Source organism: Metapseudomonas otitidis, from assembly GCF_900111835.1.
GTDB classification, from domain to species: Bacteria; Pseudomonadota; Gammaproteobacteria; order Pseudomonadales; family Pseudomonadaceae; genus Metapseudomonas; species Metapseudomonas otitidis.
Window position 1 is genome coordinate 422,597 of sequence record NZ_FOJP01000001.1, and the last position, 13,636, is coordinate 436,232.

The window sequence follows — 13,636 nt, forward strand, 5'->3', positions numbered from 1 at the left end:
GGAAAGAATTGAATTTTCCTTTTCTATCATTGACTTGCGAGTCAGTTTTGGCGTGCCCAGTCGCGGGGCGCTTTGGGTTTTTTGTACACAAAATTGTGCGCAGGCGTTACGCAAGCCCATGACGGCGTTGGAGGTGGGGCGCATAAAAAAACCGCCCCGGAGGGCGGTTTCTTCAACGCGGTGCGCCGTGCTTACAGGCCGTTCTTGGCCTTGTACTCGCGGCGACGACGGTGCAGCACCGGCTCGGTGTAGCCGTTGGGCTGCCGGGTGCCTTCGACCACCAGTTCCAGGGCGGCCTGGAAGGCGACGTTGTCGTCGAAGTTCGGCGCCATCGGGCGGTAGAGCGGGTCGCTGGCGTTCTGGCGGTCCACCACGGCGGCCATGCGCTTGAGGCTTTCCTCGACCTGCTCGCGGGTGATCACGCCGTGGCGCAGCCAGTTGGCCAGCAGCTGGCTGGAGATGCGCAGGGTGGCGCGGTCTTCCATCAGGCCGACGTCGTTGATGTCCGGCACCTTGGAGCAGCCGACGCCCTGGTCGATCCAGCGGACCACGTAGCCGAGGATGCCCTGGGCGTTGTTGTCCACTTCGTTCTTGATCTCCTCGGCGGTCCAGTCGGTGCTGGGAGCCAGGGGGATGGTCAGGATGTCGTCCACGGAGGCCGGGGTGCGTTTGGCCAGTTCGGCCTGGCGGGCGAACACGTCGACCTTGTGGTAGTGCAGCGCGTGCAGGGTGGCGGCGGTGGGCGAGGGGACCCAGGCGGTGTTGGCGCCGGAGAGCGGGTGGCCGATCTTCTGCTCCACCATCGCGGCCATCAGGTCCGGCATGGCCCACATGCCCTTGCCGATCTGCGCGCGGCCTTGCAGGCCGGTGGCCAGGCCGACGTCGACGTTGTTGTTCTCGTAGGAGCCGATCCACTTCTCGCTCTTCATGGCGGCCTTGCGCACCATGGCGCCAGCTTCCATGGAGGTGTGGATTTCGTCACCGGTGCGGTCGAGGAAGCCGGTGTTGATGAACACCACGCGCTCGGCAGCGGCCTTGATGCAGGCCTTCAGGTTGACGGTGGTGCGGCGCTCCTCGTCCATGATGCCGACCTTGAGGGTGTTGCGCGGCATGCCCAGCACGTCTTCGACGCGGCTGAAGATCTCGGTGGCGAAGGCGACTTCCTCCGGACCGTGCATCTTCGGCTTGACGATGTAGACCGAGCCGGTGCGGGTGTTCTTGCGGCTGGTGTTGCCGTTGAGGTTGTGCAGGGCGATGAGGCTGGTGAACAGCGCGTCCTGGATGCCCTCGGGCACTTCGTTGCCAGCGGCGTCGAGGATGGCCGGGTTGGTCATCAGGTGGCCGACGTTGCGCACGAACAGCAGGCTGCGGCCGTGCAGGGTCAGCTCGGAACCATCGGCCTTGGTGTAGACGCGGTCGGGGTTCATGGTGCGGGTGAAGGTCTGGCCGCCCTTGCTGACTTCCTCGGCGAGGTCGCCCTTCATCAGGCCCAGCCAGTTGCGGTAGACGACGGTCTTGTCGTCGGCGTCGACGGCGGCGACGGAGTCCTCGCAGTCCATGATGGTGGTCAGGGCGGCTTCCATCAGCACGTCCTTGACGCCAGCGGCATCGGTCTGGCCGATGGGGCTGGTGGGGTCGATCTGGATTTCGAAGTGCAGGCCGTTGTGCTTGAGCAGCACGGCGGCGGGCTTGGCAGCGTCACCCTGGAAGGCGATGAACTGCGCGGCGTTCTTCAGGCCGGTCTCGCTGCCGTTCTTCAGGCTCACGGCGAGCTGGCCGTTCTTGACGGTGTAGGCGGTGGCGTCGACGTGGGAGCCGGACTCCAGCGGCGCGGCTTCGTCGAGGAAGGCGCGGGCGTAGGCGATGACCAGGTCACCCCGGACCTTGTTGTAGCCCTTGCCCTTCTCGGCGCCGTTGGCTTCGCTGATCACGTCGGTGCCGTAGAGCGCGTCGTACAGCGAGCCCCAGCGGGCGTTGGCGGCGTTCAGGGCGAAGCGGGCGTTCATCACCGGCACCACCAGCTGCGGGCCGGCCATGCGGGCGATTTCTTCGTCGACGTTCTGGGTGCTGGCCTGGAAGTCGGCCGGTTCGGGCAGCAGGTAGCCGATTTCCTGCAGGAAGGCCTTGTAGGCCACGGCGTCATGGGCCTGGCCGGCACGGGCCTGGTGCCAGGCGTCGATCTTGGCCTGCAGTTCGTCGCGTTTGGCGAGCAGGGCTTTGTTCTTCGGCGCGAGGTCGTTGATGACCTTCTCCGCACCGGCCCAGAACGCGTCGGCAGCGATGCCGGTTCCGGGGATGGCTTCGTTGTTCACGAAGTCGAACAGGACTTTGGCGACCTGCAGGCCACCGACTTGAACGCGCTCAGTCATTGCTTGCCTCACTCTGCTCAATATCCGCTCTGGACCGTGCCTGAAAGCTTGTAGTCCGAGCCGCGGCATACTACATGAACCCGTCACAAAAAACAGGGTCGGGCGTCGCTATGCGACCGAAAAACCACTTACGGTCACTGCGGGGCAAGAATGTTCTCAAAAAACCGATAGATTGTTCCAGATAAATCTTCAAACCGTACACGATCACGATTTTCGCGGCGCTGCGACCCGGCGTCGCAGCATCTGACAGCGTCATCAGCCACTACCTTCAGCTCTTTTCTATACTGCCTCCACTACAAAAAAAGGAGCCCCACCATGACGGTACGCGCTGCGACCGCCGCTGACCTGGATGAGCTGAGCCAGTTGTTCAGTGGTTACCTGGACTTCTACCGGGTGCCCCGCCCGCTGCAGGAGATCCGCCACTTCCTCGGCGAGCGCCTGGAACGCGGCGATTCGGTGATCCTCATCGACCGCGACGAATCCGGGCATGCCCAGGGGTTCGTCCAGCTCTATCCCTTCATGTCCTCCCTGGCGTTGGCACCGGCCTGGCTGCTCAGTGACCTGTTCGTTGCCCCTTCGGCGCGCCGTCTGGGGGTGGGCGAACGGCTGATGAACGCCGCCCGCGCCCATGGCGAGGCCACCGGCGCCTGCGGCCTGCAGCTGGAAACCGCGCGGACCAACCTGGCCGGGCAGGCGCTCTACGAGCGGCTCGGCTACGTGCGGGACGAGGTGTACCTGACCTACTGGCTGAGCCTGGATCGCCGCTGAGCGACCCCGCACCAAGGAGACCGACATGCACCATCTCGTACTCACCGTGATCGCCGCCGACCAGCCCGGGCTGGTGGAGCGCATCGCTCAGTGCATCGCCACCCATGGCGGCAACTGGCTGGAAAGCCGCATGGCGCGGATGGCCGGGCAGTTCGCCGGTATCCTGCGGGTGGCCGTGCCCGCCGAGGGCCAGGGCAAGCTGGTGGCGGGCCTGCAAGGGCTGGAGACGCACGGCATCCGCGTGATGCTGGCGGACAGTGGCACCGAGCCGGCCAGCGGCTGGCAGACCATCCACCTGGAGCTGGTGGGCAACGACCGCCCCGGCATCGTCCGTGACATCACCCACCTGCTGTCCCGCCACGGGGTCAACCTGGAGCAGTTGCAGACCGAGGTGGTGCCGGCGCCCATGAGCAGCGAGCCGCTGTTTCGCGCCGAGGCCACCCTGGCCGTGCCCCTGGCGCTGTCGCTGGATGACCTGCAGGCGCAGCTGGAAACCCTGGCCGATGACCTGATGGTGGAACTGACGCTCAACGCCGACGCTTGAGGCTTACCCACGGAAAACCGGGGCAAGCCTGTGGACAAGTTGGGGATGCTCCGCCGCAGGCCTTTCCAGGCGTGGGCTGCAGGCGGCTGGTCGGAAACTGATCAGCTCGCCGGGCTTGTGCACATCCGCCGTGGACGGGCCTGTGGATAAGCTCGGGATCGACGGCTGCAGCCCCCGCCAGCAGCGGCGTGCAGCCCATCGTTCACTTATTGCTCAACCCTGGTTGCGGCGCAGGGTCATCCAGGCATCGACGCTGTAGATCGCCAGGCCGGCCCAGATGCAGCAGAAGGCCACCAGCTTGTTCGGGTCGAAGTGCTCGCCGAACAGGAAGATCGCCTGCAGCATCACCAGGGTCGGCGCCAGGTACTGCAGGAAGCCCAGGGTGGTGTAGGGCAAGTGGCGGGCGGCGGCGTTGAAGCACACCAGCGGCACCAGGGTCACCGGGCCGGCGGCCACCAGCCAGAGGGCCTGCGGGTCGCTCCAGAACCCCGCCTGGCCGGTGCTGGCCTCCGGGTGCAGCAAGAGCCAGCCCAGGGCCAGCGGCAGCAGCAGCCAGGTCTCCACCACCAGGCCCGGCAGCGCAGCCACCGGGGCCTGCTTACGGATCAGCCCATAGAAACCGAAGGTCAGGGCCAGGGTCAGCGACACCCAGGGCAGCGCGCCCACCTGCCAGATCTGCTGGGCCACGCCCACGGCCGCCAGGCCCACCGCCAGCCACTGCAGGCGGCGCAGGCGCTCGCCGAGCAGGAGCATGCCCAGCAGCACGTTCACCAGCGGGTTGATGTAGTAGCCCAGGCTCGCTTCCAGCATCCGGCCGTTGTTCACCGCCCAGACGTAGACCAGCCAGTTGCTGGCGATCAGCAACCCGCTGGCGCCGAGGATGGCGAAGCGACGCGGGTTCTCGCGCAGCTCCCGCCACCAGCCCGGGTGCTTCCACACCGCCAGCAGCAAGGTGCCGAACAGGGCGGACCAGATGGCCCGGTGGGTGATGATCTCCAGAGCGGGAATGCGCTCGAGCAGCTTGAAGTAGATCGGGAATAGTCCCCAGATGACATAGGCAGTCAGGCCCAGGGCATAGCCCCGGCGGGGATTGGCGGTGGCCATCAGGCGTCCTTGGTCGGGCAGGTTGAGGGAAGCGCGCCATTTTAGGGCGCGCACCGGCGCTTGTCTGTGACGTTGCGGTCGGCACGGGGTTCCGCAGTGCCGTGGGAGGGCGGTCGCGGCAATGCCGCCCGGCGGCTGGCACACTGCACGCCGGTTTCCCAAGGAGTGCGCCATGACCGTCGTCGAACGCTACCTGCAAGGCCTGGAGCAGGCCCTGCCCCCCGAGTCCCGCCAGCGCCTGGGCCAGGCCCTGGGGGCCACGCCCGCCCAGCTGGAGGCGCTGCGTGCGGCCTATCCCCAGGTGCCCGACAGCCTGCTGGCGCTGCTCCAGCGCATCAATGGCACCTACTGGCAGGACCACGGCGGGGTCATGCTGCAGGAGCTGATTCTCGGCTCGGACGTGTTCGAGTACCCCTATTACCTGCTCTCGGTGGAGCAGATGCTCGCCGAGCGTCGCCGTACCGACAGCATCCTCCAGGTCTACGACGGCTACCTGGACGAGTTTCCGGAGCTGATCGGCGCCGGCATCGACCCGGCACTGCCGATGGATCGCCGCCTGTGCTTTTCCCACTGCATGAACAATGGCGGCACCTCGGTGCTGTACCTGGACTTCGACCCGGCGCCGGGCGGTGCGGTGGGGCAGGTCGTGCGCTTCCTGCACGACCCCGATTCCTACGCGGTGATCGCGCCGAGCTTCGAGTGCTACCTCGAACAATTGATGGAGGACGGCTACGCCTTCGTCTTCGACGAGGACGAGTGAACCCCTCAGAACAGCCTGAGCGGCTCCTCGTCCAGGGCTGCCAGTTGCTCGCGCAGGGTGAGCACCTGGTCGCCCCAGTAGCGTTCGCTGCCGAACCAGGAGAAATGCATGGGGAAGGCCGGGTCGTCCCAGCGGCGGGCGATCCAGGCGCTGTGGTGCATCAGGCGCAGGGCCCGCAGACCTTCGATCAGCGGCAGCTCGCGGGGGTCGAAGTCGTGGAACTCCTGGTAGCCGTCCATCAGCTCGGAGAGCTGCCCCAACCGCTCCTGGCGTTCGCCGGCCAGCATCATCCACAGGTCCTGCACGGCAGGGCCCATGCGGCAGTCGTCCAGGTCGACGACGTGGAACGCCTCGTCGCGGCACAGCAGGTTGCCCGGGTGGCAGTCGCCATGCAGGCGGATGGGGCTGTAGCGCACCTCGGCGAACAGTTTGTCGAGGCGCTTCAGCAGGTCGCGGGCCACCGATTCGTAGGCCGGCAGCAGGCCCTTGGGGATGAAGCCACCTTCCAGCAGCGTCTGCAGCGAGGCGTGGCCGAAGTTATCCACAGCCAGCTGCTCGCGGTGCTGGAACGGCCGGGTCGCGCCCACGGCGTGCAGGCGGCCGAGCAGCTGGCCGAGGCGATAGAGCTGGTCGAGGTTGCCCGGCTCCGGGGCGCGGCCGCCGCGACGGGGGAACAGGGCGAAGCGGAAGCCAGCGTGCTCGAACAGCGTCTCGCCTTCGCAGCGCAGGGGCGCCACCACCGGCACTTCGTGTTCCTCCAGCTCCAGGGTGAAGGCGTGCTCCTCGCGGATCGCAGCGTCGGTCCAGCGCTCGGGCCGGTAGAACTTGGCGATGAGGGGCGCGCTGTCCTCGATCCCCACCTGGTACACGCGGTTCTCGTAGCTGTTCAGCGCCAGTACCCGGGCATCGCTGAGGTAGCCCAGGCTCTCCACGGCATCCAGGACCAGGTCGGGGGTGAGGGCGTCGAAGGGATGGGACATGGGGCGGCTCCAGCGGATGGGCGCACAGTCTAGCGGGTCGCGCGCCGGCCTGCCGAAACCGCCGGGCTAGAGTGCCGTGCCCAGCAGCACCTGGCCGGGGTCGAACAGCACCCGCGCCAGCTGGCCGGGCTGCAGGCCGTCGGCGGCGAGGCGGGCCGGTTCGGCCAGGGCGCAGAGGGTCTGGCCGCTGCCCAGGGCGATGCGCACCTCGCTGGGGCCTTCCGCGTCGGGGACGATGGCCTCGATCCGGCCCTCCAGGGCGTTCAGGTGGGCATCCACGGGCGCATGCAGCGGGTGCACTTCCAGCCAGCCGGCCTTCATCAGCGCGACCACCCCGACGCCCAGGGCCAGCTCCAGCTTCTCGGTGCTGTCGTGGGTGATCTGTGCCTTCAGCCGGGCGCCACCGGGCAGTTCCATCTCCACCAGGTCGTTGCGGCCGTGGGCCTGCAGGCCGACCACCTTGCCGCTGAGCTGGTTGCGTGCGCTGGTGCGCAGCATCAGGCGGCCCAGGCGCTCCAGATCCTGTTCGTGCTCGGCGCTTTCCACCAGGCGTGCCTGCAGGCTTTCCAGGCGCTTGAACAGCGCCAGCAGGCGCTCACCTTCGGCGGACAGGCGCGCACCGCCGCCGCCCTTGCCCCCCACGCTGCGCTCCACCAGCGGCTTCTCGGAGAGGTTGTTGAGCTCGTCGATGGCATCCCAGGCAGCCTTGTAGCTGAGGCCGGCGGCCTTGGCGGCGCGTGTGATGGAGCCCTGGATGGCGATCTGCTCCAGCAGCGCCATGCGCTGGGGGCGGCGGGTCAGTTGCTGGGTGAGGGGGATCAGCTGGCTCATGGTGGTCGGGGCCCAATGGACATGGCGCGCAGGCTGAGTGAGCAGGGCGCGGTCGTCAAGCGCCCGTCAGGGCACGCTGCCCGGCTTGGGCGTGCGGGCCAGGCAGTAGACGTCCACCCGTGCGGCGCCGGCGCGCTTGAGCAGGCGGGCGAGGGCGTGGGCGGTGGTGCCGGTGGTCAGCACGTCGTCCACCAGGGCCAGGTGCAGCCCGGCGGGGCGCGCGCGGGGTGCCAGGGCGAAGGCCCGGCGCAGGTTGCGTCGCCGGGTGGCAGCATCCAGCCCTTGCTGGGCCGGGGTGTCCTGGGGGCGCAGCAGCCAGCCGGCCTCCACCTTCAGGCGCAGCGAGCGGCCGAGCCAGTCGGCGAGCATCTGCGCCTGGTTGAAACCCCGCGCCCGCTGGCGTGCCCGTGCCAGGGGCACCGGCAGCAGCAGGTCCGGCAGCGCTTGCCGGGTGTGCCGCAGGTGGTCGGCGAACAGCTCCGCCAGCAGGCGCCCGGCAGGCCAGTCGGCACGGTGCTTGAAACGGGTGACCAGGGCGTCGAGGGGGAAGTCGTAGCGCCAGGGCATGCAGGCGCTGTCGAAGGCCGGTGGCCGCCGCTGGCATTCGCCGCAGAGCAGCCCGTCGGCCGGCAGGGGCAGGGCGCACTGGCGGCAATGGCCGGCCAGCCAGGGCAGGTCGAGCAGGCAGCCGGGGCAGATGGGGTGGACGTCATCGCCCTCCAGGGTGGCCAGGCACAGCTGGCAGCGGGCCTGGCTGCGCGCCAGGCGGCGAAGCCGGTGGAGGAGTCCGTCCATGGTGGTCCTGCGGGGTCAGTGGATGAGCCAGCTCATCACCACCAGGCCGAGCAGGGTGAGGATGAGGCCGCTGATGATGCCCTTCCTCGCCAGGGCGCGAATGCCGGACACCAGCAGCATCAGTCCGATGAACAGCACGACGAAGCTGAACAGCGAGGTATCCATTCCGATGGCCCGTGCCAGGCCGTGGAAAAAGTCGTCCATCGCCGACCAGATGCCGCCGAGCAACCCGGAGAGCAGGTCGACGATGAAGCGGATGGCGCGGCCCAGCGCCTCGCCGAGCCAACCGAAGAAACCTTCTGTGCCCATGGTGGATCCTTGCGTGGGGGATTCCGTCATTGGATTCGCGGCGGCGACAAGGGTTCTATTGGTTGTTATTTGCTCATCTGTAAACCTGTGTCCCGAATCTGGTTGACAGCGTCGAACCCGAAATTAAGATGCCCCTTAGCCTGAACGCCCGGTCTATCGGCCCGGGCCACTCCGACAAGAGGCGCCATCCAAGCGTCGTAGGAACCCTTCCCATGAGTGCAACCGCCGCCATCGCTACCCGCCACGACTGGACCCTCGCCGAGGTGAAGGCGCTGTTCCAGCAGCCGTTCAACGACCTGCTGTTCCAGGCCCAAACCGTGCACCGCGCGCACTTCGACCCGAACCGCGTTCAGGTCTCCACCCTGCTCTCCATCAAGACCGGCGCCTGCCCGGAAGACTGCAAGTACTGCCCGCAGTCCGGCCACTACAACACCGGCCTGGACAAGGAAAAGCTGATGGAGGTGCAGAAGGTGCTGGAGGCGGCCGCCGAGGCCAAGGCCATCGGCTCGACCCGCTTCTGCATGGGCGCGGCGTGGAAGCACCCCTCGGCCAAGGACATGCCCTACGTGCTGGAGATGGTGAAGGGCGTGAAGAAGCTCGGCCTGGAGACCTGCATGACCCTCGGCCGCCTGGACCAGGAGCAGACCCGGGCGCTGGCTGATGCCGGCCTGGACTACTACAACCACAACCTGGATACCTCGCCGGAGTTCTACGGCAACATCATCACCACCCGCACCTACAGCGAGCGCCTGCAGACCCTGGCTTACGTGCGCGAAGCGGGGATGAAGATCTGCTCCGGCGGCATCCTAGGCATGGGCGAGTCGCTGGACGACCGCGCCGGCCTGCTGATCCAGCTGGCCAACCTGCCGGAACACCCCGAGTCGGTGCCGATCAACATGCTGGTGAAGGTCAAGGGCACGCCCCTGGCCGAGGAACAGGACGTCGACCCGTTCGACTTCATTCGCACCCTGGCGGTGGCGCGGATCATGATGCCCCAGTCCCACGTGCGGCTGTCCGCCGGGCGTGAGCAGATGAACGACCAGATGCAGGCCCTGGCCTTCATGGCCGGCGCCAACTCGATCTTCTACGGCGAGAAGCTGCTGACCACCGGCAACCCCCAGGCAGACAAGGACATGCAGCTGTTCGCCCGCCTCGGCATCAAGCCCGAGGAGCGCGAGGAACACGCCGACGAGGTGCACCAGGCCGCCATCGAGCAGGCCCTGGTAGAGCAGCGCGACTCGCAGCTGTTCTACAACGCTGCCTCGGCCTGACGTTCGCCCGGTGGCGGGTGCTTGCGCCCGCCACCCCATTCCCCGTAAGGCAGGTGCGCCGCCGTAGGCCGCCTGCCCGCTGCCGGTGAGCCATTGCGATGCCTTTCGATCTCGCCTCCCGCCTTGCCGCCCGCCGTGCGGAAAACCTCTACCGCCAACGTCCGCTGCTGGAAACGCCCCAGGGGCCCGAGGTGGTGGTGGATGGCCGGCCGATGCTGGCCTTCTGTTCCAACGACTACCTGGGCCTGGCCGACCACCCCGAGGTGAAGGCCGCCTTCATGCGCGGTGTCGAGCGCTGGGGCGCGGGCGGCGGCGCCTCGCACCTAGTGATCGGCCACAGCGGCCCGCACCACGATCTGGAACTGGCCCTGGCCGAGTTCACCGGGCGGCCGCGGGCGCTGCTGTTCTCCACCGGCTACATGGCCAACCTGGGCGCCGTCACTGCGTTGGTGGGCAAGGGCGACACCGTGCTGGAGGACCGTCTCAACCACGCGTCGCTGCTGGACGCCGGGCTGCTCTCCGGGGCGCGCTTCTCCCGCTACCTGCACAACGACGTCGCCAGCCTGGAGGGCCGGTTGGACAAGGCCGAGGGCAACACCCTGGTGGTGACCGACGGCGTGTTCAGCATGGACGGTGACCTGGCCGACCTGCCCGGCCTGTGTGCCGCGGCCCGAGCCCGGGGCGCCTGGGTGATGGTGGACGACGCCCACGGCTTCGGGCCCCTTGGCGCCCAGGGCGGTGGCATCGTCGAGCACTTCGGCCTGGGCCTGGAGGACGTGCCCGTGCTGGTGGGCACCTTGGGCAAGGGCTTCGGCACCGCCGGTGCCTTCGTGGCCGGCAGCGACGACCTGATCGAGAGCCTGATCCAGTTCGCCCGACCCTACATCTACACCACCAGCCAGCCGCCGGCGGTGGCCTGCGCGACCCTGAAGAGCCTGGAGTTGCTGCAGCGCGAGCATTGGCGCCGCGAGCACCTGGATGCGCTGATCCGCCGCTTCCGCGAGGGCGCCGCCGAGATCGGCCTGGACCTGATGGACAGCCCCACGCCGATCCAGCCGATCTTGGTGGGTGACAGCGCCCGTGCGCTGCGGCTGTCGGCCCTGCTGCGCAAGCGCGGGCTGCTGGTCGGGGCTATCCGCCCACCCACGGTGCCGGTCGGTGCCGCGCGCCTGCGGGTGACGCTCAGTGCCGCCCACAGCGAGGCGCAGGTGGAACGACTGCTGGTGGCGTTGTCCGAAAGCTGGAAGCTGCTGGCCGAAGAAGGACAACCCGATGCGTGACCGACTGATCCTCATCCCCGGCTGGGCCCTGGGCCCGGCTGCACTCGAACCCCTGCGCGACGCCCTGGCCGAGCGCGCCCCGCACCTGGCGGTGCAGATCCAGCCGTTGCCGGAGCTGGACGACCCGGCCGCCTGGCTCGACGAGCTGGATGCGCGCCTGCCCGGCGACAGCTGGCTGGCGGGCTGGTCCCTGGGCGGCATGCTGGCCGCCGAACTGGCCGCGCGGCGGGATACGCACTGCCGGGGCCTGATCGGGCTGGCCGCCAATGCCTGCTTCCGCGCCCGCGACGATTGGCCGAGCGCCATGCGCGCCGATGTGTTCGGCGACTTCCAGGAAGCTTTCGGGCTCGACCCGGAGCTGACCCTCAAGCGCTTCCGCCTGCTGGTCAGCCAGGGCGCGCGGGACCCGCGCACTTTGGCGCGGCAGCTGCAGGTGACGCAGCCCGCCACCGAGCCGACGATCCTCGTGGCCGGCCTGCAGCTGCTGGCCGAGCTGGATACCCGCGTGGCCCTGGGCCGCTTCACCGGGCCGCAGCTGCACCTGTTCGCCGGGCGCGACACCCTGGTGCCCGCCTCGGCGGCCGATGCCCTGCTGGAGGAGTTGCCGGACGTGGAGGTGTCGGTGATCCCCGAGGCCAGCCACGGCTTGCCGGTGGAGTGCGCGGATGCCGTTGCGGCGGCGATGCTGGCATTCATGTTCGAAGGTGACGATGTCTGAATTCCCCGTACCACCCGTGCCCGGCCTGCCGGACAAGCGCCAGGTGGCGGCGTCCTTCTCCCGCGCCGCCGCCAGCTACGACGCCGTGGCCGGTCTGCAGCGCCAGGTCGGTGCCGACCTGCTGGCGAGCCTGCCGGATGGCTTCGAACCGCAGCGCTGGCTCGACCTGGGCTGCGGGACGGGGCACTTCTCCCGCCAATTGGCGGAGCGCTTCCCCCGTGCCCAGGGCCTGGCCCTGGACCTGGCCGAGGGCATGCTCCAGCACGCTCGCCCGTTGGGTGGGGCGGCACATTTCATCGCCGGTGACGCCGAGCACCTGCCGCTGGCCGATGCCGGCCTGGACCTGGTGTTCAGCAGCCTGGCCGTGCAGTGGTGCGAGGACTTCCCGGCGGTGCTGGCGGAGGCGCGGCGGGTGCTTCGCCCCGGTGGCCTGCTGGTGTTCAGCAGCCTCTGCGTCGGCACCCTGCAGGAGCTGCGCGACAGCTGGCGCGAGGTGGACGGCTTCACCCATGTGAACCGCTTCCGTGCCTTCACCCACTACCAGGCGCTGTGCGCCGACAGCGGGTTGCAGGTGCTGCAACTGGAGCGCCGCCCCCACGTGCTGCACTTCCCCGACCTGCGCCAGCTGACCCACGAGCTGAAGGCGCTGGGGGCTCACAACCTCAACCCCGGGCGCCCCGGCGGCCTGACCGGGCGAGCCCGCATGCGGGCGCTGGTCGATGCCTACGAACAGCGGCGCGAGGCCCTGGGGTTGCCGGCGACCTACCAGGTCGTCCACGGCCTGCTATGCAAGGAGACCTGAATGGGCGCTGCCTTTTTCATCACCGGGACCGACACCGAGATCGGCAAGACCACCATCGCCTGCGGCCTGCTCCGGGCCGCCCGCAATGCCGGGCTGAGCACCGCCGCCGCCAAGCCGGTGGCTTCCGGCTGCGAACGGACCGCCGAGGGGCTGCGCAACAGCGATGCCCTCGGCCTGCTGGCGGGCTGCAGCCTGCCGCTGCGTTATGAGGAGGTGAATCCCTTCGCCTTCGAACCGGCCATCGCCCCGCATCTGGCGGCACGTGAGGCGGGGGTGCAGCTGGATGTCGAAGCGCTGGCCGGGCCGGTCAACGCTGTACTGGCGCGCAACGCCGACTTCACTTTGGTGGAGGGGGCCGGTGGCTGGCGCGTGCCCCTGGCGGGTGGGGAGAACCTGTCTGACCTGGCGGTGCGCCTGGGCCTGCCGGTCATCCTGGTGGTGGGCGTGCGCCTGGGGTGCATCAACCACGCCGTACTGAGTGCCGAGGCGATCCAGCGGGACGGCCTGGTGCTGGCGGGCTGGGTGGCCAACATCGTCGACCCGGCCACTTCGCGGCTGGAGGAGAACCTCGCGACCCTCGCCGAGCGCCTGCCGGCGCCGTGCCTTGGGCGCGTGCCACGCCTTGAGGTGCCGTCAGCCGAGGCCGTCGCCGCGCATCTGGACCTGCATCCGCTGAAGCGGCCGCTATAAGCCGTCGGTCGTCCATCGCGTTTTGTTTGTACGTTTTTTAAACGGCATCTGCTTCAATTACGTCGTGGTTCCCTAGGTTCGAGGTTGACGATGGAAATCTCAGGCAGTGCATTCAGCTACGGGCTCAACGCCTTGCAGTCCGGTCAGCAGCGTATCGACAAGGCCGCGTCGGATATCGCCAGCGCGCCGGTCCAGCGTTCGACCGATACCCAGGCTGCGCGTACCGATGGTGATTCGGATGACCGCAGCAACGCCGACCTGGCTTCCAACCTGGTGGACCTGGACGTCGGCAAGTACCAGGCCCTGGCAGGTGCCAAGGTCGTGAAAACAGCCGACGACGTGCTCGGCACGCTGGTCGACACCAAGGCCTGATCCCCGCTCTCTCTCCCATCTTCGCGGCAGAGGCCGGTGAGCG

The 13,636-nt window shown here is 68.4% G+C and carries 16 protein-coding genes; 9 read left to right on the forward strand and 7 right to left on the reverse strand.

Features of this window, described 5'->3' with window-relative positions; genetic code table 11:
• Positions 1-191: 191 nt before the first annotated feature.
• The gene (locus BM198_RS01960) at positions 192-2,369 is read right to left on the reverse strand and encodes a malate synthase G (RefSeq protein ID WP_044411876.1); all 2,178 of its coding nucleotides are present in this window, start codon (positions 2,367-2,369) and stop codon (positions 192-194) included.
• A gap of 70 nt (positions 2,370-2,439) precedes the next feature.
• Positions 2,440-2,625, reverse strand: a complete 186-nt coding sequence (locus tag BM198_RS29440) for a hypothetical protein (protein WP_139233543.1) — start codon at positions 2,623-2,625, stop codon at positions 2,440-2,442.
• Between the two features lie 59 nt (positions 2,626-2,684).
• Here BM198_RS29440 and BM198_RS01965 point away from each other — a divergent pair, with 59 nt between their 5' ends.
• Positions 2,685-3,137 carry a GNAT family N-acetyltransferase gene (locus BM198_RS01965; protein ID WP_074967354.1) on the forward strand — a complete coding sequence of 151 codons (453 nt, stop codon included), beginning with the start codon at positions 2,685-2,687 and terminating at the stop codon, positions 3,135-3,137.
• Between the two features lie 25 nt (positions 3,138-3,162).
• Positions 3,163-3,681 (forward strand): glycine cleavage system transcriptional repressor, encoded by a 519-nt coding sequence (locus BM198_RS01970; protein ID WP_044411880.1) that lies wholly within the window; start codon positions 3,163-3,165, stop codon positions 3,679-3,681.
• Positions 3,682-3,894: 213 nt separating this feature from the next.
• Here BM198_RS01970 and rarD read toward each other — a convergent pair whose 3' ends face one another.
• Positions 3,895-4,785, reverse strand: a complete 891-nt coding sequence (gene rarD, locus BM198_RS01975) for an EamA family transporter RarD (protein ID WP_074967356.1) — start codon at positions 4,783-4,785, stop codon at positions 3,895-3,897.
• Positions 4,786-4,957: 172 nt separating this feature from the next.
• Here rarD and BM198_RS01980 point away from each other — a divergent pair, with 172 nt between their 5' ends.
• Entirely contained in the window at positions 4,958-5,545 is a 588-nt protein-coding gene (locus BM198_RS01980; RefSeq protein ID WP_074967358.1) for an SMI1/KNR4 family protein, read from the forward strand.
• Between the two features lie 5 nt (positions 5,546-5,550).
• On the opposite strand, the gene BM198_RS01985 is transcribed toward BM198_RS01980, so the two are convergent.
• From BM198_RS01985 to BM198_RS02000, 4 genes are all read right to left on the reverse strand, one after another.
• On the reverse strand, positions 5,551-6,525 hold the full coding sequence (locus BM198_RS01985) for a serine/threonine protein kinase (RefSeq protein WP_044411889.1): 975 nt from the start codon (positions 6,523-6,525) through the stop codon (positions 5,551-5,553).
• 66 nt (positions 6,526-6,591) lie between these two features.
• Positions 6,592-7,356, reverse strand: coding sequence for a TOBE domain-containing protein (locus BM198_RS01990; protein WP_074967360.1), 765 nt, complete (start codon positions 7,354-7,356; stop codon positions 6,592-6,594).
• A 66-nt stretch (positions 7,357-7,422) separates the two neighbouring features.
• Positions 7,423-8,151: a ComF family protein gene (locus BM198_RS01995; RefSeq protein ID WP_083422293.1), complete on the reverse strand. Its 729-nt coding sequence runs from the start codon at positions 8,149-8,151 to the stop codon at positions 7,423-7,425.
• Between the two features lie 15 nt (positions 8,152-8,166).
• Positions 8,167-8,460: a hypothetical protein gene (locus tag BM198_RS02000; RefSeq protein WP_044411893.1), complete on the reverse strand. Its 294-nt coding sequence runs from the start codon at positions 8,458-8,460 to the stop codon at positions 8,167-8,169.
• A gap of 212 nt (positions 8,461-8,672) precedes the next feature.
• Here BM198_RS02000 and bioB point away from each other — a divergent pair, with 212 nt between their 5' ends.
• The 6 genes from bioB to BM198_RS02035 all read left to right on the forward strand — a co-directional run bounded on the left by bioB (position 8,673) and on the right by BM198_RS02035 (position 13,593).
• Complete coding sequence (gene bioB, locus BM198_RS02010) at positions 8,673-9,731, forward strand: biotin synthase BioB (protein WP_074967362.1); 1,059 nt, start codon at positions 8,673-8,675, stop codon at positions 9,729-9,731.
• A 98-nt stretch (positions 9,732-9,829) separates the two neighbouring features.
• Complete coding sequence (gene bioF, locus BM198_RS02015) at positions 9,830-11,011, forward strand: 8-amino-7-oxononanoate synthase (protein ID WP_074967364.1); 1,182 nt, start codon at positions 9,830-9,832, stop codon at positions 11,009-11,011.
• The gene (locus BM198_RS02020) at positions 11,004-11,729 is read left to right on the forward strand and encodes an alpha/beta fold hydrolase (protein ID WP_074967366.1); all 726 of its coding nucleotides are present in this window, start codon (positions 11,004-11,006) and stop codon (positions 11,727-11,729) included. The genes bioF and BM198_RS02020 overlap by 8 nt, the downstream gene beginning before the upstream one ends.
• Complete coding sequence (gene bioC / locus BM198_RS02025) at positions 11,722-12,531, forward strand: malonyl-ACP O-methyltransferase BioC (RefSeq protein WP_074967368.1); 810 nt, start codon at positions 11,722-11,724, stop codon at positions 12,529-12,531. The genes BM198_RS02020 and bioC overlap by 8 nt, the downstream gene beginning before the upstream one ends.
• Complete coding sequence (bioD, locus tag BM198_RS02030; RefSeq protein ID WP_074967370.1) at positions 12,532-13,221, forward strand: dethiobiotin synthase; 690 nt, start codon at positions 12,532-12,534, stop codon at positions 13,219-13,221.
• 90 nt (positions 13,222-13,311) lie between these two features.
• Positions 13,312-13,593: a hypothetical protein gene (locus tag BM198_RS02035; RefSeq protein ID WP_074967372.1), complete on the forward strand. Its 282-nt coding sequence runs from the start codon at positions 13,312-13,314 to the stop codon at positions 13,591-13,593.
• Positions 13,594-13,636 lie beyond the last annotated feature (43 nt).